At 69.6% G+C, this 21,899-nt stretch carries 21 protein-coding genes; 7 read left to right on the top strand and 14 right to left on the bottom strand.

Annotation, left to right across the window (positions count from 1 at the left end):
- Window positions 1-192: 192 nt before the first annotated feature.
- The 5 genes from EV186_RS14465 to EV186_RS14450 all read right to left on the bottom strand — a co-directional run bounded on the left by EV186_RS14465 (window position 193) and on the right by EV186_RS14450 (window position 4,407).
- The gene (locus tag EV186_RS14465; RefSeq protein WP_133849726.1) at window positions 193-1,038 is read right to left on the bottom strand and encodes an endonuclease/exonuclease/phosphatase family protein; all 846 of its coding nucleotides are present in this window, start codon (window positions 1,036-1,038) and stop codon (window positions 193-195) included.
- A 63-nt stretch (window positions 1,039-1,101) separates the two neighbouring features.
- Window positions 1,102-2,661 (bottom strand): alpha/beta hydrolase, encoded by a 1,560-nt coding sequence (locus EV186_RS14460; RefSeq protein ID WP_166659174.1) that lies wholly within the window; start codon window positions 2,659-2,661, stop codon window positions 1,102-1,104.
- Window positions 2,662-2,727: 66 nt separating this feature from the next.
- On the bottom strand, window positions 2,728-3,483 hold the full coding sequence (locus tag EV186_RS14455) for a pyrimidine reductase family protein (protein WP_133850258.1): 756 nt from the start codon (window positions 3,481-3,483) through the stop codon (window positions 2,728-2,730).
- Between the two features lie 13 nt (window positions 3,484-3,496).
- Window positions 3,497-3,664, bottom strand: coding sequence for a hypothetical protein (locus tag EV186_RS38905; RefSeq protein ID WP_166659173.1), 168 nt, complete (start codon window positions 3,662-3,664; stop codon window positions 3,497-3,499).
- A 122-nt stretch (window positions 3,665-3,786) separates the two neighbouring features.
- Entirely contained in the window at window positions 3,787-4,407 is a 621-nt protein-coding gene (locus EV186_RS14450; protein WP_133849724.1) for a phosphatase PAP2 family protein, read from the bottom strand.
- An 84-nt stretch (window positions 4,408-4,491) separates the two neighbouring features.
- Between EV186_RS14450 and EV186_RS14445 the strand changes: the two genes are divergently transcribed.
- Complete coding sequence (locus EV186_RS14445) at window positions 4,492-6,108, top strand: ATP-binding cassette domain-containing protein (RefSeq protein ID WP_133849723.1); 1,617 nt, start codon at window positions 4,492-4,494, stop codon at window positions 6,106-6,108.
- A 4-nt stretch (window positions 6,109-6,112) separates the two neighbouring features.
- On the opposite strand, the gene rocD is transcribed toward EV186_RS14445, so the two are convergent.
- Window positions 6,113-7,339 carry an ornithine--oxo-acid transaminase gene (rocD, locus tag EV186_RS14440; RefSeq protein ID WP_133849722.1) on the bottom strand — a complete coding sequence of 409 codons (1,227 nt, stop codon included), beginning with the start codon at window positions 7,337-7,339 and terminating at the stop codon, window positions 6,113-6,115.
- Between the two features lie 140 nt (window positions 7,340-7,479).
- Here rocD and EV186_RS14435 point away from each other — a divergent pair, with 140 nt between their 5' ends.
- On the top strand, window positions 7,480-8,328 hold the full coding sequence (locus EV186_RS14435; protein WP_133849721.1) for a PPK2 family polyphosphate kinase: 849 nt from the start codon (window positions 7,480-7,482) through the stop codon (window positions 8,326-8,328).
- Between the two features lie 187 nt (window positions 8,329-8,515).
- Here the strand turns inward: EV186_RS14435 and EV186_RS14430 are convergent, their stop codons facing one another.
- The 6 genes from EV186_RS14430 to EV186_RS14405 form a co-directional block, all read right to left on the bottom strand.
- The gene (locus tag EV186_RS14430) at window positions 8,516-9,523 is read right to left on the bottom strand and encodes a TIGR03842 family LLM class F420-dependent oxidoreductase (protein ID WP_133849720.1); all 1,008 of its coding nucleotides are present in this window, start codon (window positions 9,521-9,523) and stop codon (window positions 8,516-8,518) included.
- An 11-nt stretch (window positions 9,524-9,534) separates the two neighbouring features.
- A complete protein-coding gene (gene hydA / locus EV186_RS14425; RefSeq protein WP_133849719.1) occupies window positions 9,535-10,920 on the bottom strand; it encodes a dihydropyrimidinase in 1,386 nt (461 codons plus the stop codon).
- Window position 10,921: 1 nt separating this feature from the next.
- Window positions 10,922-11,764: a nitrilase-related carbon-nitrogen hydrolase gene (locus EV186_RS14420; RefSeq protein WP_133849718.1), complete on the bottom strand. Its 843-nt coding sequence runs from the start codon at window positions 11,762-11,764 to the stop codon at window positions 10,922-10,924.
- Window positions 11,757-13,313: an NCS1 family nucleobase:cation symporter-1 gene (locus tag EV186_RS14415; protein ID WP_133849717.1), complete on the bottom strand. Its 1,557-nt coding sequence runs from the start codon at window positions 13,311-13,313 to the stop codon at window positions 11,757-11,759. The genes EV186_RS14420 and EV186_RS14415 overlap by 8 nt, the downstream gene beginning before the upstream one ends.
- A gap of 225 nt (window positions 13,314-13,538) precedes the next feature.
- Window positions 13,539-14,258 carry a S1 family peptidase gene (locus EV186_RS14410; protein WP_133849716.1) on the bottom strand — a complete coding sequence of 240 codons (720 nt, stop codon included), beginning with the start codon at window positions 14,256-14,258 and terminating at the stop codon, window positions 13,539-13,541.
- Between the two features lie 104 nt (window positions 14,259-14,362).
- A complete protein-coding gene (locus EV186_RS14405) occupies window positions 14,363-16,030 on the bottom strand; it encodes a PucR family transcriptional regulator (RefSeq protein ID WP_133850257.1) in 1,668 nt (555 codons plus the stop codon).
- Window positions 16,031-16,268: 238 nt separating this feature from the next.
- Here EV186_RS14405 and EV186_RS14400 point away from each other — a divergent pair, with 238 nt between their 5' ends.
- From EV186_RS14400 to EV186_RS14385, 4 genes are all read left to right on the top strand, one after another.
- On the top strand, window positions 16,269-17,573 hold the full coding sequence (locus EV186_RS14400) for an aspartate aminotransferase family protein (RefSeq protein ID WP_133849715.1): 1,305 nt from the start codon (window positions 16,269-16,271) through the stop codon (window positions 17,571-17,573).
- Between the two features lie 154 nt (window positions 17,574-17,727).
- Window positions 17,728-19,218 (top strand): CoA-acylating methylmalonate-semialdehyde dehydrogenase, encoded by a 1,491-nt coding sequence (locus EV186_RS14395; RefSeq protein WP_133849714.1) that lies wholly within the window; start codon window positions 17,728-17,730, stop codon window positions 19,216-19,218.
- Between the two features lie 76 nt (window positions 19,219-19,294).
- Entirely contained in the window at window positions 19,295-19,906 is a 612-nt protein-coding gene (locus EV186_RS14390) for a DddA-like double-stranded DNA deaminase toxin (RefSeq protein ID WP_166659172.1), read from the top strand.
- Window positions 19,903-20,376, top strand: a complete 474-nt coding sequence (locus tag EV186_RS14385) for an Imm1 family immunity protein (RefSeq protein WP_133849712.1) — start codon at window positions 19,903-19,905, stop codon at window positions 20,374-20,376. Before EV186_RS14390 ends, EV186_RS14385 begins: the two co-directional genes overlap by 4 nt.
- Before the next feature lie 5 nt (window positions 20,377-20,381).
- Here EV186_RS14385 and EV186_RS14380 read toward each other — a convergent pair whose 3' ends face one another.
- Entirely contained in the window at window positions 20,382-20,546 is a 165-nt protein-coding gene (locus tag EV186_RS14380; RefSeq protein ID WP_133849711.1) for a DUF397 domain-containing protein, read from the bottom strand.
- Between the two features lie 2 nt (window positions 20,547-20,548).
- Window positions 20,549-21,379, bottom strand: a complete 831-nt coding sequence (locus EV186_RS14375; RefSeq protein ID WP_133849710.1) for a helix-turn-helix domain-containing protein — start codon at window positions 21,377-21,379, stop codon at window positions 20,549-20,551.
- Window positions 21,380-21,480: 101 nt separating this feature from the next.
- Here EV186_RS14375 and EV186_RS14370 point away from each other — a divergent pair, with 101 nt between their 5' ends.
- Window positions 21,481-21,873 carry a hypothetical protein gene (locus EV186_RS14370; RefSeq protein ID WP_133849709.1) on the top strand — a complete coding sequence of 131 codons (393 nt, stop codon included), beginning with the start codon at window positions 21,481-21,483 and terminating at the stop codon, window positions 21,871-21,873.
- The last annotated feature ends 26 nt before the right edge of the window (window positions 21,874-21,899 follow it).

The following is a 21,899-nucleotide window of genomic DNA, read 5'->3' as shown; positions in this document are numbered from 1 at the left end:
CCGGGTGTCCCGCGTTGGCGCGTGGTGTGTCCCACGTTCAGGCCGGGTGTGGCCCACGTCCAAGGGGCGCGTGTCCCACATTCGTTGTCGGACACGCCTTGCGCGAGTGTGGGACACGAACCGCTCGAGTGTGGGACACGCCCTGCGGGAGCGGGGGACACACCCGGCGCGAGTGTGGGACACGCCGGGAAGCTAGCCGCGGCCGACCAGCAACTGCGTCACGACCGGGCGGTGGTCCGACGCCAGGGTGTCCGGCACCGACCCGCCCAGCACCCGGAACCAGCCGGCCGCCGTCACGTAGTCGATCTTCTTGGTCGGCACGTCCGCCGGGTAGGTCGGCGCACCCGCCGGCGCCGTGTCCTGCATGCGGGCCAACAGGGGCGCGAGCTCCGGCGCCGACGGCTCGGCGTTGAAGTCGCCGATCAGGATCTGCGGTTCCCCAACGGGGTCGGAGTCCAAGATGGACAGCGTGTCGGCCACCTGCATGGCGCGCACCGCGGGGTCCGCCCGGTAGTCCAGGTGCGTCACGTACACGTGCACCCGCACCCCGCGGTCGTTCACCACGACCTCGCCGAACCCGGGCGCGGGAGCCGGCACCGGATTCGGGTCCTGGGTGGACAGCCGGGTGATCGGGTGGTTTTCCGTTGCCAGCACGGGAAGGCGCGTCAGCACGGCCACGCCGAACTGGCGGTTCGGCGCACCCGGCCGGTCCGGCGGCAGGTCGTAGATGGGCGCGAAGAACACGTGCATGTGCAGGCGTTGCGCGAGCTCGCGGGCCTCGTCGAGGTAGTTGCTCCGGGTCGCCCAGTTGACGTCGACCTCTTCGAGACCGACCACGTCCGGGTGCTGCGCGGCGATCGTCGCCGCGGTGCGGTCGACGTCGAGGACGCCGTCCTCGCCGATGGCCGAATGGATGTTGTAGGCCATCACGCGCAGGGGCGCGACGTGCGGGAACCCGGAAGCAGCGGCGGGGGTGGCGGCGGCGACGGAGCCGGCCACGACGAAAGCGGTCGCAAGAGCGAGCAGGCGAGGACGCATGGCCCAGACCTTAAGCCAGCTCCGTGGGTCTTGACCATAGTCGAAAGCTAGTTGGTCAAAGGTTCACGGAGGGCACACCAGGCCGTCGCGGGGGACGGTGCCGTCGATCAGGTAGCCGCGAGCGGCGGACGCCGCGCACTGCGACCCCGTCAGCGCGCCGTGGCCCGACCCCTGCCACGTCACCATGACCCCACTGGTCAACGCCGTCGCCGCGTGCTCGGTGCCGGGCAACGGCGTCACCGGGTCGTTCGCGGTGCCCAGCACCAGGATCGGCGGCGCACCCCGCGCGGGCATCGGGCCCGGCGGGTCGGAGGCCGCCGCCCACGAGCTGCAGAGCACGAGCCGCTTCGCGATCACGGTGCCGAACAACGGGAACCGGTGCTGCCAGTCGGCGCCGGCCTTGGTGATCATGTCCGGCGACAACCGGGACTTGGTGTCGTTGCAGCTGGTCACCGTGGTCACGTCGAAGCGCGGTGGGTCGTCGCGGTCGTCGGCCATGATCGGCGTGAGGAACGCGATGATGCCCTTCGCGTCGCCGTCGCGCAGCGACGCGATCGCGTCGGCGAGCTTCGGCCAGCTCGACGGGTCGGCCAGGCCGGCGAGCACGCCTTCCATCACCTCGCCGGGCCCGATGCCCGCGCCGGTCAGGTCGCCGTCGTCGAGGGGATCGTGGCGCACCTGGTCCAGCACCGTGGTCAGCGTCTTGCGCACGTCCGGGCCGAGCGAGCACGAGCGTGACAAGCAGTCGCGGGCGAACGCGTCGAACGTCGCCTCGGCCCCGGCGGCCACGTCGGCGAGCGCCTGCTGGGCGTCCAGGCTGGGCTCGGGCGCGCCGTCGAGCACCAGTCGCCCGACCTTGTCGGGGTACAGGTCGGCGTACTGCTCGAGCACCCGCGAGCCCTCGCCGTGGCCGATCGCGCTGAGCTTCTCGATGCCCAGGCCCGCGCGGATGACCTCCAGGTCACCCGCCGTGCGCTTGGTGTCCAGCGCCAGCAGCTGCTCTTCCAGGTCGATGGTGCACGTCTGGCCCGCGGTGCTCGTGTAGTCGAGCAGCCCGGAGACGTCCAGCACGGCCGGGTCGGACCCGAGGTAACCGCTGCGGGCGTGCGGCGGGACGCACCGCACGGGGTCGGACTGCCCGGTGCCGCGCCGGTCCACGCCGATCAGCGAGATCTTGGTGAGCACGTCGGCGGGCAGCTCGTCGGCCAGCTGCACCGCGTACACCGTGCCCGGCACGCCGCTGACGTCGTTGAGCACGAGCACCGGCGCCGGCCCCGTGCCGACCTTGTCCATGGTCACCAGCTCCTGCAGCCGCTCGGGCTGCGCCGGGGACTTCAGCGGGACCGCGATCCTGGTGCACTGCAACGCCTTCGGCCGCTTATCCGGCATGGTCTTCAGCACGGTCTCGTTGCAGTCGCGCCACGGGTAGACCGAGTCGCGCTCGCGCTCGAGGGGCGGCAGGGGAGTGGCAGCGGTGGGCGGTGTGGAGGCGGACGGCGGGCTGCCACCGTTGCCGTCGTTGACGAGGATCGGTGGGCTCTGCGACGGCCCCGCGGTGCACGCGGCACCGAACAGGACGACCGACACGCAGGCCAGCGCGGCCTTACCCATGCGGCGCGGCACTGCGATTCTCCTCGAGTCGAATCCCATTTCAGGCCGCAGCGTCGCACGCGCCAGGTGAACCGGCCGTCAGGTGCGCCGGTACCGCAGCATGAGGAAGCCGTCCTCGTCGCGCAGCACCGATTCGGTGGTCATGTCGAGCCCGGCGGTGACCGGGCTGCCGGACACGATCCGCCCGGCGCCACCGCCGGCGAGCAGCGGCGCGATCGTCAGGCAGAGCTGGTCGACGAGGTCGGTGACGATGAGCTCGCCGAACAGCGTCGGGCCGCCCTCGCAGCACACCCGGTGCAGGCCGCGCTCGCCGAGTTCGGCCAGCAACGCACGCACGTCCACGGTGTCCTGACCGGCGACCACCACGTCCGCGCCCGCGTCGGCGAGCGCCTTGCGCCGCTCGGCTGGGGCACTCTCACAGGTGACCACGATCGTGGGTACCTCGGTGCCGGAGATCAGCGGTGAAGCGGGGTCCAGGTTGGCGCTGGCGGTGATCACTGTGATCGGCGGCACAGGGGCAAGGCCGAGTCGTGCCCGCCGTTCGGTGCGCATCTCCGTGCGCTTCACGCCCTTGTAGCCCTCGGCGCGGGCCGTGCCCGCACCGACCAGCACGACGTCGGCGAGATCGCGCCCGAGCGCGAACACCTTCTTGTCGCCCGGGCTCGACAGCCCGGCGGAGCGACCGTTCACGGTCACGGCGCCATCGGCGCTGCTCACGAAGTTGACCTGCACCCACGGCTTGGTCAGGTCCGGTGGGTAGTCGTACAGCTCTTCCAGGTCGGCGTCGGTCAGCTCGGCGGGGTCCGGCCACAACCGGTGCAAGATCTCCGGCAAGGTCGTCAACGAGCTACCGCCTGCGCCGGCCGCCCGCGTCGCGGTTCGCGTCGACGAGGGCCCACACGGACACGGTGCTGGTCGCGCCGCGCTCGGCGCGTTTGCCGGTGCTTTGTTGCTCGGACTCCCTGCGCATGCTGAGCTCGTCGCGAATCTGGTCGTAGATCGGTGTGTCGGTCACCGCCGTCCCTTCCGCTGCGCTCACGCAGGCGATGGATTCCGTGGATTCCGTGGAGTCCGCCTGTGGTCTGACAGGCTACGCACGGTACGCCTCCGGGTTCGTAGCGCCACGCGGTGGTCCCCTCACTTCATCGAGTGAACGCCACGCCCCTGCTGGTCACGGTGCGTGTGCTTGGTGCTACTACTGTCCAATACGGAAGCAACCAGTGCAACGGTTGCACCGGCGACACAGAAACCGCCGATCGTGTCCGTCATGTAGTGATACCTGAGTCCCACCAGTCCGATCACAGCACAGGCCAGCACCACCGCGGCAGCACCGAATGCCGCAACGGTCAGCGCTGTTCGGCCCAAGGTGGCGACCGCGACCAGCAGGACGAAGATCGTCGCGGTCAGCGCCGTCGTGTGGCCGCTGGGGTAGGCCAGGTACGTGTCGTAGTAGCGGCGGCCGAACAGCGGCTTCAGGGCAAGGCTGGACAGCGCCACGCTCAATCCGGGCCCGGCGGCGGCCAGCACCGCGAGGTCGAACCGCCGCTTCGCGAACGCCACCAGGGCCACGACGGCGAGCACCGCGATCAGCAGGATCGGGTTGGTCGGCGCCTTCATCAGCCGCAGCGCCCAGTAGGGCACGTGCGTGTGCACGGCGTCGAACACGGACTGGTCGAACGCGGTGGGGCCGTGCTGCCCGGAGAACAGCGCGCCGAGCGTGACCATCACGACCGCCGCTACGGCGGCACCGATCAGCACGGGCTTGCGGGCAGGTAACAGCACTCCACCACTATGCCGACAAAATCGGTGGCCTGGGCGGGGCCTTCGGCGCACCATCGCGGCATGGGTTTCCTGGAGGCCAGTGGCCTCGGCTATAGCCTGCCCGACGGCAGACGCCTGCTGCACGAGGTGTCGCTTCGGGTCAGCGCGGGCCAGGTGGTCGCGGTCGTGGGGGCCAACGGCGTCGGCAAGACGACGCTGCTGCGCCTGCTCTCCGGCGAGGACAGCCAGGACGGCGGTGTGTCGGTGCAGGGCGGGCTCGGCGTGATGCCGCAGTTCGTCGGCTCGGTGCGCGACGACCGCACCGTGCGCGACCTGCTGCTGGCCGTGGCGCCCGCCGCCGTGCGCGTCGCCGCCGTGGAACTGGACGCGGCCGAGCTCGCCATGATGGACGCCGACGACGAGCCGACGCAGTTGCGGTACGCGAACGCGCTGGCCGGCTGGGGTGAGGCCGGCGGTTACGACGTCGAGGTGCTGTGGGACACGGTGACCGTTGCGGCGCTTGGCATCCCGTTCGACCGGGCGCGGTTCCGGGAGGTGCGCACGCTGTCGGGCGGCGAGCAGAAAAGGCTCGTGCTGGAGGCGTTGCTGCGTGGCCCGGAACAGGTGCTGCTGCTCGACGAGCCGGACAACTACCTGGACGTGCCGGGCAAGCGGTGGCTGGAACGGCAGCTCGTCGAGACGCCCAAAGCGGTGCTTCTCGTCAGCCACGACCGTGCGTTGCTGGCCGAGGTGGCCACGCACGTGATCACCGTGGAGGGCGGCACCGCGTGGACGCACGGTGGCGGCTTCGCGACGTGGGCCGCGGCGCGGCAGGCACGCCACGAGCGGCTGGCCGAGCTGCGCAGGCGCTGGGACGAGGAGCACCAGAAGCTCAAGGAGCTGGTGCAGCTCATGCAGCGCGCGGCCATGGTGAACGACGGGATGGCGGCGCGGTACAAGGCGGCGCAGACCCGGTTGCGCAAGTTCGAGGAGGCCGGCCCGCCGCCGTTGCCACCGGTCGAGCACAAGGTGCGGCCGCGATTGCGTGGTGGCCGCACTGGCGTGCGCGCGGTGACGTGCGCCGGGCTGGAGCTGACCGGCCTGATGGCGCCGTTCGACCTGGAGGTGTTCTACAGCGACCGGATCGCGGTGCTGGGCTCCAACGGTTCCGGCAAGTCTCACTTCCTGCGCCTGCTCGCCGGGGATGCCGTGCGGCACAACGGTTCCTGGAAGCTGGGGGCCCGGGTGCGGCCGGCGTTGTTCGCCCAGACGCACGACCACCCGGAGTGGACCGGTCGCACGCTGGTGGACATCCTGTGGCTCGGCGAGGGCACCCGCCGGGGCATGGACCGCGGCACGGCCGCGGCCGCGTTGTCCCGTTACGGCCTCGCGGCGGCGGGGGAGCAGCGGTTCGAGACGCTGTCGGGTGGCCAGCAGGCGCGCTTCCAGATCCTGTTGCTGGAACTGGGCGGCGCGACGCTGCTGCTGTTGGACGAGCCGACGGACAACCTCGACCTGGCCTCGGCTCAAGCGTTGCAGGATGCCTTGGAGGAGTTCGACGGCACGGTCCTCGCGGTGACCCACGACCGCTGGTTCGCCCGCTCGTTCGACCGGTTCCTGGTCTTCGGCGCGGACGGCGCGGTGTCCGAGGTGGACGCGCCCATCTGGGACGAAGGGCGCGTCCACCGCATTCGGTGACCCGCTACTTGGCGAGCACCTCGGCGATCGCGTCGACGCCGGTGTCGAGCTCCTGCTCGGTGATCACCAGCGGCGGTGCCACCCGCAGCGTCGTCTCGTGGGTTTCCTTGCACAGCACGCCACGCAGCGCCAACGCCTCCGAGGCCGCCCGGCCCTCGGGGCCACCCGCGGCGATCTCGACGCCGGCCCACAGCCCGCGCCCGCGCACCTCGGCCACGCCCCGGCCGACCAGCTCGCCCAGCCGGTTGTGCAGGTGCGCGCCGAGCTTGGCCGAGCGCTCCTGGAACTCGCCGGTGCGCAGCAGCTTGATCACCTCGCGGCCGACCGCGCACGCCAGCGGGTTGCCGCCGAAGGTGGAGCCGTGCTCGCCGGGCCGGAGCAGGCCGAGCACCTCGCGCTTGCCGACCACCGCGGACACCGGCAGGATGCCGCCGCCCAGCGCCTTGCCCAGCGTGTACAGGTCGGCGCGGACGCCCTCGTGGTCCAGCGCCAGCAGCTCGCCGGTGCGCGCAAGGCCCGACTGGATCTCGTCGGCGATCATCAGCACGCCACGCTCGTCGCACAGCCTGCGGATCTCGGCCAGGTAGCCGGCGGGCGGCACGACGACCCCGGCCTCGCCCTGCACCGGCTCGACCAGGACCGCGGCGGTCCGGTCCGAGATCGCGGCGGCCAGCGCGGTGGCGTCGCCGTAGGGGACCACGACGAAGCCCGGGGTGAAGGGGCCGTAGTCGGCGCGGGCCACCTCGTCGGTGGAGAACGAGACGATCGTGGTGGTGCGGCCGTGGAAGTTGGACCCGGCGACCACGATCTCCGCGGTGTTGGCCGGCACGCCCTTGACCTGGTAGGCCCACTTGCGGGCGAGCTTGATGGCCGACTCGACGGCCTCGGCCCCGGAGTTCATCGGCAGCACGAGGTCGGTGCCGGTCAGTTCGGCCAGCTCCTGGCAGAACGGGCCGAGCTGGTCGTGGTGGAACGCCCGGCTGGTCAGCGTGACCCGGCCGAGCTGCGCGGTGGCCGCGGCGATCAGCGCGGGGTGGCGGTGGCCGAAGTTCAACGCGGAGTACCCGGCAAGGAAGTCCAGGTAGCGCTTGCCGTGCACATCGGTCACCCACGCGCCCTCGGCTTCGGCGATCACCACCGGCAGCGGGTGGTAGTTGTGGGTGCTCCAGCGCTCGTCCAGAGCGATGAACTCGGCAGCGGTAGTCGCGGTCGGGTGCACGGTGGTGGTCATACTCTCAGGCTAAGGCGCCGGATGCGTCGATTTCATCCGCCAGACGTTGCTTGAGACGGCACTTCGTTGCGCCGATGAGCTATCTCGCGGTGGATCGTTGCACAGGGCGGGTGCGGGTGATTCCGATTACCCTGCGAATCATGGCAGCGGCGAAGGTGCGCGACGAATTGCGGGTACGGCCTGGTGACCGGGGCTGTCTGTCCGCGAAGCCCCGCAAGATCCCCATCGGACCCAAGTCCAAGTCGGCCGCCAAGGCGGACCTCGTCGAGGTCGGCAAGCGCCTGGCGACCCTGCAGGAGGCGCTTTTCGCCCAAGGCGTCGGCGGCCGCGACCCACGGCGGGTGCTGCTGGTGCTGCAGGGCATGGACACCTCGGGCAAGGGCGGCACGATCGGGCACGTGTGCGGGCTGGTCGACCCGCAGGGCCTGCACATCGCGTCGTTCAAGAAGCCCACCGAGGAGGAATCGACCCACGACTTCCTGTGGCGGATCCGCAAACAGGTGCCCGGCCCTGGGATGATCGGCGTGTTCGACCGCTCGCACTACGAGGACGTGCTGATCGCGCGGGTCGAGTCGCTGGTGTCCGAGGAGCAGTGGCGCAGCCGCTACGCGGTGATCAACACCTTCGAGGCCGAGCTCGCCGCCGAGGGCGTGGCGCTGGTGAAGTGCATGCTGCACATCTCGCGGGAGAAGCAACGCGAGCGCCTGCTGCGCCGGCTCACCACCCCCGAGAAGCAGTGGAAGTACAACCCGGCCGACCTGCGGGCCAGGGCCAAGTGGGACGACTACCAGGCCGCCTACACCGACGCGCTCGCCAGTTGCAGCACCGACGTCGCGCCCTGGTACGTCGTGCCCGCCGACCGCAAGTGGTACCGCAACTGGGCCATCGCGCACCTGCTGCTGGAGACCCTGGAGGAGATGGCGCCGCGACCCCCGAAACCCGACTACGACGTCAAGGCGGAGATCGCGGCGCTCAAAGCCTCCACTTGAGCCCCCGCCCGGCCGGACTGTAGGACACACCCGGCCGGAACGGGGAACACGCCCGGCCGGAAGAAGGGACACAGCCGGCCGGACGAGGGGACACACCCGATCGGACTGTGGGACACACCCGGTCGGAACGGGGGACACGCCCGGCGGGGGTGTGGGACACGCCCGGTTGGAGGGTGGGGCGGTTGGGTCAGGGGGTGGGGGAGGCGACCGAGCCGATTACCTCTTTTCCGTAGGCGGCAAGGGTTTCCTCGCGCTGGTCGTGCATCAGGTACAGGGCGAACTGGTCGACGCCGAGCTCGGCCAGTTCGGCCAGCCGGTCGCGGTGGGCCGACGCCGGGCCGAGCAGGCAGAACCGGTCGACGATCTGGTCGGGCACGAAGTCCGTCGACGGGTTGCCGGCCTTGCCGTGGTGGGCGTAGTCGTAGCCCTGCCGGCCGCGGATGTAGTCGGTCAGCTCGTGCGGGACGGGGCCGGACTCGCCGTAGCGGGTCACCAGGTCGGCCACGTGGTTGCCGACCATGCCGCCGAACCAGCGCAACTGCTCGCGCTGGTGCTCGACGTCGGTCCCCACGTACGCGGGCGCGGCCACGCACATGGTGATCCCGCCCGGGTCGCGCCCGGCCGCCCGCGCGGCGTCGCGCACCGCGCCGATGGTCCAGCGCGCGATGGCCGGGTCCGCGGTCTGCAGGATGAACCCGTCGGCCTGCTCGCCGACCAGCTTCAGCGCCTTCGGCCCGTAGGCGGCCATCCACATCTCCAGCCGTCCGTCGCGCACCCACGGGATGCGCACCGGTGCGCCGTGCAGCTGCGCCTCGCGGCCCTCGGCCAGCTCCTTGATCACGTGCATCGCGTCGCTCAGGACCGCCAGCGACGCGGGCTTCTGGCCGATCACCCGGCGCGCGGAGTCGCCGCGGCCGATGCCGCACACGGTCCGGTTGCTGTACATGTCGTTCAGCGTCGCGAACAGCGACGCGGTCACCGACCAGTCCCTTGTGGACGGATTGGTGACCATGGGCCCGACCGTCAGCGACGAGGTGTTGGCGAGGATCTGCGAGTAGATGACGAACGGCTCCTGCCACAGCACGCACGAGTCGAACGTCCAGCCGTGGCTGAATCCGGCCGCCTCCGCCTCCTTCATCAGCCGGACGACGTCGCTTGCCGGCGGGTCGGTCTGCAGCACCACTCCGAAGTCCATGACCGTCCCTTTCAGACCAAGTACTGCGACAGGTCGCGCGACAGGAACTTCCCGTGGCCCTCGCGGCCGTGGAAGGCGTTGCCGGCGATCACGACCGAGCCCCGCGACAGCACCGTGTCGACCTTGCCCTTGAGCTCCCAGCCCTCGTAGGCCGAGTAGTCCACGTTCATGTGGTGGGTCTCGGCCGACACGTGGGTGGTCGCCTGCGGGTCGTAGACCACGATGTCGGCGTCGGCGCCCGGCGCGATGACGCCCTTGCGCGGGTACAGCCCGAACATCCGGGCCGGCGTGGTCGACGCGACCTCCACCCAGCGCGCCAGCGAGATCTTCCCGCCGACCACGCCCTGGTGCAGCAGGTCCATCCGGTGCTCGACGCCCGGCATCCCGTTGGGGATCTTGGAGAAGTCGCCGCGCCCCAGTTCCTTCTGCTCCACGAAGCAGAACGGACAGTGGTCGGTGGACACCACGGACAGGTCGTTGGTGCGCAGGCCCCGCCACAGGTCGTCCTGGTGGTCCTTGGGCCGCAGCGGGGGAGACGCGACGTACTTGGCGCCCTCGAAGTCCGGCTTGGCCAGGTCGTCCAGGGACAGGAACAGGTACTGCGGGCAGGTCTCGGCGAACACGTTCTGCCCGGCGTCGCGTGCCTGCGCCACGGCCGCGAGGGCGTGCCGCGCCGACAGGTGCACGATGTAGAGCGGCGCGCCGGTCACCTTCGCGAGCTGGATCGCTCGCGACGTCGCCTCGCCCTCCAGCTCCGGCGGCCGGGTCAGGCCGTGCTCGACCGGATCGGTGCGCCCGGCGGCAATCGCTTGCGCGACGAGCTGGTCGATCGCGATGCCGTTCTCCGCGTGCATCATGATCATCGCGCCGGTGTCGGTGGCCTTCTGCATCGCACGCAGGATTTCCCCGTCGGTGGCGTAGAAGACGCCGGGGTAGGCCATGAACATCTTGAAGCTGTTCACGCCCGCCGCGATGCAGGACTCCATCTCCTTGAGCGACGTGTCGTTCACGTCGGACACGATCATGTGGAAGCCGTAGTCGACCGCGCAGTGGGCGTCGGCCTTCTCGTGCCACTTGTCCAGTGTGGACAGCAGCGAGGTGCCCTTGGCCTGCACCGCGAAGTCGATGATCGTGGTCGTGCCACCCCACGCCGCGGCCGTGGTGCCGGTGGCGAACGTGTCGGCGGAGAACGTGCCGCCGAAGGGCATCTCCATGTGGGTGTGGGCGTCGATGCCGCCGGGGATCACGTACTTGCCGGCCGCGTCGATCACCTTGTCGGCGTTCTCGAACACGCCGGGTGCCGCGACGGCGGCGATCGTCTCGTCCTCGACGAGGACGTCGGCGACGACGGCGCCGGTGGCGTTGACCACCGTGCCGCCCTTGATCAGCGTTCGCATGTCACGGCCTCGTCAGCGAGTCGTAGGTGTCCGGGCGGCGGTCGCGGTAGAACTGCCACAGGTCGCGGACCTCGGCGAGCTGACCCATGTCGAGGTCGCGGACCACCACCTCTTCCTCGGTGTCCGACGCGGCCTCGCCGATGATCTGCCCGCGCGGGTCGGCGAAGTAGGACTGGCCGTAGAAGTCGTTGTCACCCAACGGTTCCACGCCGACCCGGTTGATGGTGCCGACGAAGTACTCGTTGGCCACGGCCGCCGAGGTCTGCTCCAGGCGCCACAGGTATTCGCTCAGCCCGCGGCTGGTGGCCGACGGGTTGAACACGATCCGCGCGCCGCCCAGGCCGAGCGCCCGCCAGCCCTCGGGGAAGTGGCGCTCGTAGCAGATGTAGACGCCGATCTTGCCGACCGCGGTCTCGAACACCGGGTAGCCGAGGTTGCCGGGCCGGAAGTAGAACTTCTCCCAGAAGCCCTTCACCTGCGGGATGTGGTTCTTGCGGTGCATGCCGAGGTACTTGCCGTCGGCGTCGATGACCGCGGCGGTGTTGTAGTAGACGCCGGGGTGTTCCTCTTCGTACATCGGCACGATCAGCACGACGCCGTGCTGCTTCGCGACGTCCTGCATGAGCTTCGTGGTCGGGCCGTCCGGGATGGCCTCGGTGTAGGAGTAGAAGTCCGCGTCCTGCACCTGGCAGAAGTAGGGGCCGTAGAACAGTTCCTGCAAGCAGACCACCTGGGCGCCCTGCGAGGCCGCGCTCTCGATGGCGCGCACCGCGTTGGCGATCATGGACTCCTTGTCACCGGTCCAGCGTTGCTGGACCAGGCCCGCCCTGATGATCTCAGGCACTGGCCTCTCCTTCCTGTAGCCGAACCGGCGCGGTGGCCCGCCCGGTGCTGGTCGTCACGAGCGCCAGGTAGACCACGAACGCCATCACGAGGCCGGCCACCCAGCTGTAGTCGTAGAACCACTTGAGGAACGGGATCATCCCGTCCTCGGGGAACGGGCCGGACGTTCCGGCCTTGGTGTACGCGCCGCCGACCGCGAGCACGGCGCCGATCAGCGTCGCGAGCACCGCGCGCCAGTTCCAGCCGCCGGTGAACCAGTACCGGCCGCTCTCGCGGTAGAGGTCGGCGAGCTCGAGCCGGGTCCGCGCGTGCGCCCAGTACCCGGCGATCAGCACGCCCGCGACCGCGCCGAGCAGACCGCCGTAGAAGGTCAGCCAGCCGTTGATGTAGACGTCGGCGTTGGCCAGCAGCCGCCACGGCTGCATCAGGATGCCGATCACGCCGGTGATCAGCCCGCCGAGCGCGAACGTGATCTTGCGCGGGAACGCGTTGGAGAAGTCGTAGGACGGGCTGACCACGTTGGCCGCGAGGTTCGCCGAGATCGTGGCGAGCACCAGGGCGATCAGCGCGACCACCACGACCAGCGAGCTGTCGAACTTGCTGGCCAGTTGCGCCGGGTCCCAGATCGCGTCGCCGTAGAGCACCTGCCCGCCCGACGTGGTCAGGATGGCGACCAGCGCGATGAACGACATCGTGGTCGGCAGGCCGAGAACCTGACCGCGCACCTGCTGGCGCTGGCCGCGGCTGAACCGGGTGAAGTCGGGCATGTTCAGCGAGAGCGTGGACCAGAACGCGATCATCGCCATCAGCGTCGGCGCGAGCACCTTCCAGAAGTCGCTGCCCCAGCCGAGCTTCGAGGGCTGCGACAGGATCGGACCGACGCCACCGGCCTTCACCAGCACGTAGATCAACATGATGATGAAGCCGAGGGACACCAGGGGAGCGGTCCAGTTCTCGAACCGGCGGATGGCCTCCATGCCGCGCCAGATGATCAGCATCTGCACGACCCAGAACAGGGCGAAGCAGAGCCACAACGTCCAGTGCTGGCCCGCGACCTGCGCGGAGTTGGTCCAGCCGTCGCCGGTGAGCCGCCCGATGATCACGAAGAGCGCCTCACCGCCGACCCAGGTCTGGATGCCGAACCAGCCGCAGGCGATGAAAGCCCGTAGCAACGCCGCCAGGTTCGCCCCGCGCACGCCGTAGAACGCGCGGGCGAACACCGGGAACGGGATGCCGTACTTGGTGCCCGCGTGGCTGTTCAACAGCATCGGGATCAGCACCACCAGGTTCGCGACCGTGATGGTCAGGAACGCCTGCAGCCAGCTCATCCCCATCAGCACCAGCGAGGACGCCAGCAGGTAGCTGGGGATGTTGTGCGCCATGCCCATCCACAGCGCGAAGTAGTTGTAGGTCGACCACGTGCGCTTCTCGACGGGCACGGGTGCGAGCTCGACGTTGTAGAAGCGGCTGTCCGCCAACGAAGCCAAGGCCTCGGCCGGCAGCTCGACCTGGCCCGCGGCGTTCCCCCGTTGTTCGAGTTGGTCGGTCATCGGGCGCTCACTCCACTTCGTACCCAATGCGGCAGCCGGGATCGGTCACCCGGGTCCATCACGGCATCGTTGAGTGATCCCGAGGTGCCCGGCAGTGGCAGAGTGTTCACCGTTGGCTGTGACGGCGAACACATTGCCCGTTGCCTGTCATGCCCCGGACATGACGAAGGGCGACGGCCGTGTGGCCGTCGCCCTTCGCGCTATGCGGCTGTTACGTGCCGGTCATCAGACCCCGGCGGTCTGCTGGATCCAGTCGCGGCTGGCGGCAACGCTGGCGTAGTTCTGCGTGCCGTTCGGGTCGCTGCCCGAGTTCTCCCCGGTCGAGCAGACGCCGACCTGCACGCCGCCGGCCATCTCCGGGCCACCGGAGTCGCCGTGCCACGAAGCACCGCTCACGCCCTTGCTGGCGATCGCCGTGCCGCCGAACGCGTCCGTGCTCGTCCCGGTGACCTGCACGTCCGCGGTCTTCAGGGTGTCGCTCGGCGGGCTGTCGCCCTCGGTGCGGCCCCAGCCGTAGATCTGGTTCGTGTCACCCTCGGCGGGGTCGGCGTTCGCGAGCTGGACGTACTCGGCGTCGATCGGCGTGGCCAGGTGCAACAGGGCGATGTCGCCGTTGGGCGACGCCTCCTGCCGGTCGACCGCGGACTCGGTGCCCGAGCCCAGCGCCACGTCGCCGACCTTCACGTGCATGCCCGGCGCGTTGAGGCAGTGCTGCGCGGTGAGCACCCACTCGGCGGAGATGATCGTGCCCGAGCACTCGAAGCCGCCGTACTCCGTCTGGTCGTCCCAGAAGATCTGCGCCCCCCACGGTGCGGAATCCACCGTGGTGCCACCGATGATGTTCGGCGTCGGTGACGAATCAGCGGTCGCGATGTAACCGGCCGATGCGATCCCCATCGCGAGCACGGCTCCCGCCGCGGCCGCGATGACCCTCGACTTTCGCATATGGCTTTACCCTTCGCACGACAATGCATTTGTCACGCCAAATCCGGGCGCGACGTTTTCCACGTTATCCGGCGGTTTTGCCGAGTGGCCACCTACGAAAGTCGTCAATCCCGCGGCGTCGGCTCGCCTTCGTTGACCTCTAAGGCGAGCAACGCGACATACAGCGACAACATGGACTCGGGGTCCTCAATGGACACTCCGAGGACCTGCTCGATCCGGCTCAGCTGTTGGTAATATGCGGTCCTCGACATATGTGCCGCGGCAGCTGCCGCCGACTTGTTCCCGCCGTGCGCGCAGTAGTGCCGCAATGTGTCCAGCAATCGGCTGCCGTGCTTGCGGTCGCGCGCCAGCAGCGGCCCGAGTTCGCGTTCGGCGAAGGCCGACAGACGATCGTCGTCAGCCAACAGGTAGAGCAGCCCGCGCAACCGGACGTCACGCAGCCGGTGGTAGCCCCCGGCCGGGGCCGGGCCGCGCACGGCGGCCTTCGCGATGTCCGCGGCCTCGATCAGGCTGCGCCGCCCGCCGCCGGGCTCGGCGACCGTGCTGCCCGCGGCGACCACGACCGGCACCGCGCGGGCGGTGGCGGCCGCCGCCTTGTGCAGGGCCTCGGCCAGCCGGCCGAGCACCGCCTCCTCGTCGGCCTGCGGGGTGAGCGAGAGCAGCGCGCGCACGCTCGTGTCGTCGACGACGCCGACGAGCGCGGCCACTCGGGCCCGGCGCGCGGCCAGCGCCGTGGCCTCGGCGAGGTCGCGCAGCACGGCCTGGGTCGCCATCGACGGCGCCGGCTTGGCGCCGGTGCCGGTCACCGTGGTGGCCGGGCGTACGGCGACGCCGATCAACCGCCGCCCGGCCAGCGGCACGCCGAGGGCCGCGGTGCGGGCCGTGAGGTCGGAACGCTGGGTCGGCGACGCGAGCAGTTCGGTGAGCAGGTTGCGGTGGGCGTGGCGTTCGAGGCTCTCCCGGTCCCGGGTGACCAGCCGGTGCACGGCCAGCGCCGACGCGGCCCGCTCGGCGACCACGACGTGGCGGTGCGGCGGCGGGCCGGGGTTGGTCCCCGCGCAGACGAGCACGAGCCGGCCCCAGTCGTTGCCGCGCGCGCCGACCACGGTGACCAGCCAGCCGGTCTCCTCGTCGTAGCTGGTCCGCTCGGTCAGCGACACCGCACGCGAGCGGACGGCCCACCCGTCCAGCAGTTCGGTCGGGTCGGCGCCCGCGGTGTCGTAGGCGAGGACCTCGTGCGCGAGCGTCTCCAGCACGACGGGGAGCCCGGAGATCCGCGCGACCTCACGCAGCACCTCGCCGGGCTCGGCGCCGGCCACGGTGAGCGCGGTGAACGTCTCGTGCACCTGCTCGGCCGCCCGCAGCTCCGCCACCTGCGCCTCGACGATCAGCCCGACCACGGCCTCGGTCACGGCGACGTAGCGCGTCTCCTTGGCCAGGGTGACCAGCGGCAGCCCGTGCCGCTCGGCCGCATCGACCAAAGCGGTCGGCAGCTTGTCGCTCCAGTGCCGCAGCAGCTCGACGACCACGCCCGCGACCCCGATCTCGGCCAGGCCGTCGATGTAGCGGGTCAGCGCGGCGTCGTCGTCGGGCAGCGCGATGCCGGTGGTCAGGACCAGCTCGCCGCCGCGCAGCAAGTTCGCGATGTCGGCGATCTCGGCGACGTGCACCCAGCGCACCCGCCGGTCGAGGGCGTCGTGGCCGGCCACCACGGTCGGCTTGCCCTGCCGCACGATCGGCAGGGCCAGCACTTGAGCAACCGTCGGATACAGTTCCGCCTCCCCGAATTTTCCGAAAATGGTTGCGTTGGGTCGGCGAGGTCCAGCCGACAGGTCGTCCGTGGCCGAGCTGCGTCTCGTTCCCCTTGGCCGCCGGTTGCGGGGTACTCGGCTACGCGGACACACTGTACGGCTCGGCCGGTCAGGCCGATACATGTTGCGCATGGTTCCTGGCCGTGGTGGCCAGCACACTCGGCAACGGCCGTCACCAACCTCCGGGAGGACACGCGACATGTCCGAACTCCTCGATCGCCACCGCGCCGTGCTGCCCGACTGGCTGGCGCTCTACTACGAGGAGCCCATCGAGATCGTGCACGCGGCCGGGCGCCGGGTGACCGATTCGACCGGCCGCACCTACCTGGACCTCTTCGCCGGCATCCTCACCAACGCCATCGGCTACGACGTCGCCGAGATCAGCGACGCGGTGCGCAAGCAGCTGGACACCGGCGTGCTGCACACCTCGACGCTCTACCTGATCCGTCAGCAGGTCGAGCTGGCCGAGAAGATCGCGAAGCTCTCGGGCATCCCGGACGCCAAGGTGTTCTTCACCAACTCCGGCACCGAGGCCAACGAGACCGCGTTGATGCTTGCCACCCAGTACCGCAGGAGCAACCAGGTGCTGGCGATGCGCAACTCCTACCACGGCCGCGCGTTCGCGACCGTCGGCATCACCGGCAACCGCGGCTGGGCGGCGAGCGCGCTCTCCCCGGTGAAGGTGAGCTACGTGCACGGCGGTTACCCGTACCGCAGCCCGTTCGGCGAACTGTCCGAAAAGGACTACATCGCGGCGTGCGTCGCCGACCTGCGCGACGTCATCCAGACGACCACGGCGGGCGACGTGGCCTGCATGATCGCCGAGCCGATCCAGGGCGTCGGCGGGTTCTGCACGCCACCCGACGGCCTGTTCGGCGCGTTCGCCGAGGTGCTGCGCGAGTACGGCATCCTGCTGATCTCCGACGAGGTGCAGACCGGCTGGGGCCGCACCGGCGAGCACTTCTGGGGCATGCAGGCCCACGACGTGGTGCCGGACATGATGACCTTCGCCAAGGGTCTGGGCAACGGCCTCGCGATCGGCGGCCTGATCGCCCGCAAGGACGTCATGGACTGCCTGACCGCGAACTCCATCTCCACCTTCGGCGGCAACCCGGTCGCCGCCACCGGCGCACACGCCACTTTGGACTACGTGCTGGAGCACGACCTGCAGGCCAACGCGGCCCGCCAGGGCGCGCGGATGCTCGCCGGGTTGCGGGAGATCGCCGCCGCCAACCCCATCGTCGGCGACGTGCGCGGCAAGGGCCTGATGATCGGCGTCGAGCTGGTCGAGCCCGGCGGCAAGGAGCCGAGCCCGCGCGCCGCGGTCCGGGTGCTGGAGCACACGAAGGCGCGGAACCTGTTGGTGGGCAAGGGCGGCATGCACAACAACGTCATCCGGCTCGCGCCGCCGATGACCCTGACCGACGACGAGGTGGAAGAGGCGCTCGCCGGCCTCGGCGCCGCGATCGCCGCCGCGACCCAAGACCTGGAGGAAGCTCGATGACACCTCATGTGTCCGCGTCGCGAGTGAGCTCAAGCCGCGCAGCCGTCAACCGGCGGCCAAGGGGAACGGGACGCAACCCGGCCACGGAAGCCCACGGAGCCGGGCCGTCGCAATCCAACGCAACCATTTCCGGAAAATCCGGGGAGGCGGAACTGTGACCAGGATCAGCCACTGGATCGACGGTAAGCCCAGCTTGGGCGTGGCCGAGCGCACCGGCGACGTCTACGACCCGGCCACCGGTGAGGTCACCGGGATCGTCGACTACGCCTCGGCCGCCGACGTCGACGAGGCGGTCGCCGCGGCCAAGCGGGCGTTCCCCGCGTGGCGCAAGGCTTCCCTGGCCGCGCGCACGTCGGTGCTCTTCAAGTTCCGCGACCTGCTCGCCGCGCACCGCGACGACGTCGCCGCGATCATCACGGCCGAGCACGGCAAGGTGCTCGACGACGCGGCCGGTGAGGTGCAGCGCGCGCTGGAGTCAGTGGAGTTCGCCTGCGGGCTGCCGACCGCGGTGCGGGGCGGGTTCAGCATGAACGCGTCCACGGCGGTCGACGTGCACTCGGTGCGCGAGCCGCTCGGCGTGGTCGGCGTGATCTCGCCGTTCAACTTCCCGGCCATGGTGCCGTTGTGGTTCCTGCCCAACGCGATCGCGACCGGCAACACCGTGGTGCTCAAGCCCAGCGAGAAGGACCCGTCGGCGTCGATCTACCTGGCCGAGCTGTGGGCGCGGGCCGGGCTGCCCGACGGCGTGCTCAACGTCGTGCACGGCGACAAGGTCGCGGTCGACGCGTTGCTCGAGCACCCGGACGTCAAGGCGATCTCGTTCGTCGGCTCGACGCCGGTGGCCCGCTACATCTACGAGACCGGCACCAGCCACGGTAAGCGCGTGCAGGCCTTGGGCGGCGCCAAGAACCACATGGTCGTGCTGCCCGACGCCGACCTGGACGTGGCCGCCGACGCGGCCGTGTCCGCCGGGTTCGGCTCGGCGGGGGAGCGGTGCATGGCGATCTCCGTCGTGGTCGCCGTCGACCCGATCGGCGACGAGCTGATCGCCAAGATCACCGAGCGGATGGCCAAGCTCAAGATCGGCGACGGCCGGCGCGGGTGCGACATGGGCCCGCTGGTCACCGCCGCGCACAGGGACAAGGTCGCGTCCTATGTGGAGTCCGGCGTGGCTGAGGGTGCCGAGCTGGTCGTGGACGGTCGTGGCGGTCCGGTCGACGGCGCGGCGGGCGGTTTCTGGCTCAACCCCACGCTGTTCGACAAGGTCGGGCCGCAGATGAAGATCTACACCGACGAGGTGTTCGGCCCGGTGCTGTCCGTCGTGCGGGCGGGCAGCTACGACGACGCGATCAAGCTGGTCAACGACAACCCCTACGGCAACGGCACGGCGGTGTTCACTCGCGACGGCGGCGCGGCCCGGCGCTACACCGACGACGTCGAGGTCGGCATGGTCGGCGTGAACGTGCCCATCCCGGTCCCGGTCGGCTACTACTCCTTCGGTGGCTGGAAGGACTCCCTCTTCGGCGACGCACACGCGTACGGGCCGGAAGGCGTCCAGTTCTTCACCCGCGCGAAGGTCGTGACCAGCCGCTGGCCTGACCCGGCGACCTCTTCGGTGAACCTCGGTTTCCCCCGCAACGAGTGAAAGCCGCCTGGCAGGGTTTGCGCGACAGTCGGTAACCTTGGCGACTCGGAGAGTGCTGAGGAGCGGCAGGGGAAGAGTGGCGCAAAACGGCAGCGGATGCGTCGGAAAGTTGGTCGGCTGGGCCGTTGCCGCGATTCTCGTCGTCATCGTCGCGAAGTCCTGCGGGCTTGACCTCAACCCGTTCGGTGGGGACGACACGGCGTGTGAAGCGTCCGGTTCCAGCTCGTCAGGCGCTGTTGCTTACGCCGACGACGACAGCTGTCCGGACTACCTCCGCGAGGCCGTGGGCGACTCGGCGTGGGCGCATGATCAGCAGGAAGCCATCCGCGATCTCAAGTTGACTGTCGGTCGGTACATGACCTCGGCCAGCGCCGCGCCCCAGACGATGACCAGTGGATACGACCACTTCTCAGACCTGGCGGACGCCTATTTGCGCGATTCAGACTTCAATTACCCGGAACGTGGCCAGCCCACGGTGATATCGCACGTCGAGACCAAGATCGCGGCGAAGATGCGCCACGACGGCGTCACCGCGGCGGTGGTGGCCATCAACAACCCGCAGGTCTGTGGCCCGGCGATGGGCTGTCAGCAAGCAGTTCCGGCCATTCTGCCGGAGGGGTCGGTACTGTACGTGTGGGAGCTTGACGCTGACGAACCCGTAACTTTGGAGGGGAGGGCGACACCATGACGAGAGCGGCGACGCCGGTCATCTCAGTCCGGTTCGACGAGCGACCCCGCGAATGGCGCAATTTCTTCCAACTGCGCTCGGTGGACGAGTTGGTCGATGCCATCGTGAGCCCTCCGCCCGAGGCCGCCCCGGCGTACGTACGTGGGCATCGGGAGATTCACCTCGGGGACCGGCCGTACGACCCGCTACACGCCGAGTTGGCACCGATGATGCTTGTCGCTGTTGGGCCGGACGGCGGTGCGGTCTACTTTCGCGAGGTCAACGCCGACGGACGGTCACGCGGTTTCATCGCCCAGGGCGACGGCCGGGTCGACGCGCCGAGGCTTCCCTTCGACTCCCAGGGTGCGATCGAGTTCGAGCCCAGGGATGTGATGAGCCGCGATCAGCTCCGCGCTATCGTGCGGGCATACTTGCTCGATGGTGTGCGTCCCGAGACCGTCCGCTGGCGCGACTCCCAGTGGGTTCAATGAGCTGATCAGTGGTGCAGCTTGCCGGACTTGATGGTGGCCAGCAGCTGCGGCAGGTCCGCGGACAGGGCTGGGCCAGCGGGGTTCTTGCTGTCACGCAATGCGTTCAGGTCCTGCCGGACCTCGACGCAGTTGCCGCTGGACTGGCTGAAGCTTGACTTCCGCCAATTCATGATCATGCCTCCTTCAGGATCGACCGCAGCATAGTCTGGCTTTCGCGGGTGGGAAGGGCTACGCGATCCAGTCTGGCGAGCATCGTGGCATAGGGCTCCGCCTGTTCGTCGTGCAGGTAGATGCCACCGCCGGCAACCTCGACATTCACCACGGGCGTGGTGTGGGGGAACGTCATGTATAGCCAGGAGTGGTTGGCAAGTCCGACTGGTAGGTGCTCGGGCACGACCCGAACCGGGATTCCACGGTCACGTGCGGTCAGCAGGTGCCGGAGCTGCTTACGATGGCCCTCGGGGCCGCCGTACGGGGTGCGTAGCGCGGTTTCGCAGATGTAGGACGTGTAGTCGAGCGTGCCCAAGATCTTCTGCCGTCTGCGCCGAGCCACCCAGCGCAACTCAGCCAGTTCCTGTGGCACATCGTCCGACGCCATGAACGCCATGGCGTACTCCTCGATCTGGAGCAGGCCCGGCACCATGGTTACCGTCCAGTCGGTCAGGCTGGTGGCGTCTGCCTCGTAACTGGCCAAGGTGCCCATCTCGGCGGGAACTCCGGGCAGCGGCCGGTCCCACCAGCCCGAGGCGTTCTCCGCGCGGGCTTCCGTGATGATCTGGTTGCGTTCGGCCGACGGAATCCGGTACGCGGTCAGCACCATCGCCACCTCTTCGGTGGTGATATAGCGCAGACCGTTCTCCGTTCGGGACATGGTCGCCAAACCCCACCCGAGCATCTTCGCGGCGGCTTCGAGGCTCAGCTTTGTCCGCTCCTTGCGGATCGCGCGCAAGCGAGCGCCGATGATCCGGTCGCGGGGCCTCGGCGGCTGTCGTTTGTTCGGCACTGATGATTCCTTCCCACCCTGGGAAACGCAAGCGCGCTTCCGGAAGGGACCCTACCGTTCGTCGAGTAGGTCCACATCTTTTCAGGAGGCATGGAATGCAAGTGAGCCGGTGGCCGCATATCCAGCGATATCTGCGAGACCATTCGCGGCCCGATTTCATCGGCTGGTACTTCGCTACCGGGCGGATCACGCTGCCGAACCCCGACGTGGCTGCCGCCAATGAGGAATGGGCGGACTTCTACGAATGGCGCCTGGAACAGCGGGCCGAGGAGCTTGCAGCTGATCGGATCAAACGTCACCTCGTGGAGGAGTGGACAGCCGGCATGGCCTACTGCTGCCGTCGATCGGCCGCGTGGGCGCGCGGTGAGGAACCCGGCGAATGGCTGCCGCTGTCCGAACGGCGACCAGATATCCATGCGGAAGGCGAGGCGATCGTGGCCGAAATCGTCGCGAGACTTGACCGACCGGCCGGACGTCTTCTGCCGATGGGATAGGCGACATCCCTGGCCCCCGGGCCACG

This window comes from Labedaea rhizosphaerae, assembly GCF_004362825.1.
Classification (GTDB): Bacteria; Actinomycetota; Actinomycetes; order Mycobacteriales; family Pseudonocardiaceae; genus Labedaea; species Labedaea rhizosphaerae.
Note: the sequence above shows the minus strand (reverse complement) of the source record. Positions and strands in the feature narration are given on the sequence as shown.

Excerpts from the sequence above, each read along its gene's own strand:
- EV186_RS14385 (WP_133849712.1), top strand. The coding sequence starts at position 19,903 with ATGACGAGAGCGGCGACGCCGGTCATCTCAGTCCGGTTCGACGAGCGA.
- EV186_RS14465 (WP_133849726.1), bottom strand. The coding sequence starts at position 1,038 with ATGCGTCCTCGCCTGCTCGCTCTTGCGACCGCTTTCGTCGTGGCCGGC.
- hydA (WP_133849719.1), bottom strand. The coding sequence starts at position 10,920 with ATGCGAACGCTGATCAAGGGCGGCACGGTGGTCAACGCCACCGGCGCC.
- EV186_RS14445 (WP_133849723.1), top strand. The coding sequence starts at position 4,492 with ATGGGTTTCCTGGAGGCCAGTGGCCTCGGCTATAGCCTGCCCGACGGC.
- EV186_RS14410 (WP_133849716.1), bottom strand. The coding sequence starts at position 14,258 with ATGCGAAAGTCGAGGGTCATCGCGGCCGCGGCGGGAGCCGTGCTCGCG.
- EV186_RS14415 (WP_133849717.1), bottom strand. The coding sequence starts at position 13,313 with ATGACCGACCAACTCGAACAACGGGGGAACGCCGCGGGCCAGGTCGAG.
- EV186_RS14380 (WP_133849711.1), bottom strand. The coding sequence starts at position 20,546 with ATGAATTGGCGGAAGTCAAGCTTCAGCCAGTCCAGCGGCAACTGCGTC.
- EV186_RS14435 (WP_133849721.1), top strand. The coding sequence starts at position 7,480 with ATGGCAGCGGCGAAGGTGCGCGACGAATTGCGGGTACGGCCTGGTGAC.
- EV186_RS14400 (WP_133849715.1), top strand. The coding sequence starts at position 16,269 with ATGTCCGAACTCCTCGATCGCCACCGCGCCGTGCTGCCCGACTGGCTG.
- rocD (WP_133849722.1), bottom strand. The coding sequence starts at position 7,339 with ATGACCACCACCGTGCACCCGACCGCGACTACCGCTGCCGAGTTCATC.
- EV186_RS14430 (WP_133849720.1), bottom strand. The coding sequence starts at position 9,523 with ATGGACTTCGGAGTGGTGCTGCAGACCGACCCGCCGGCAAGCGACGTC.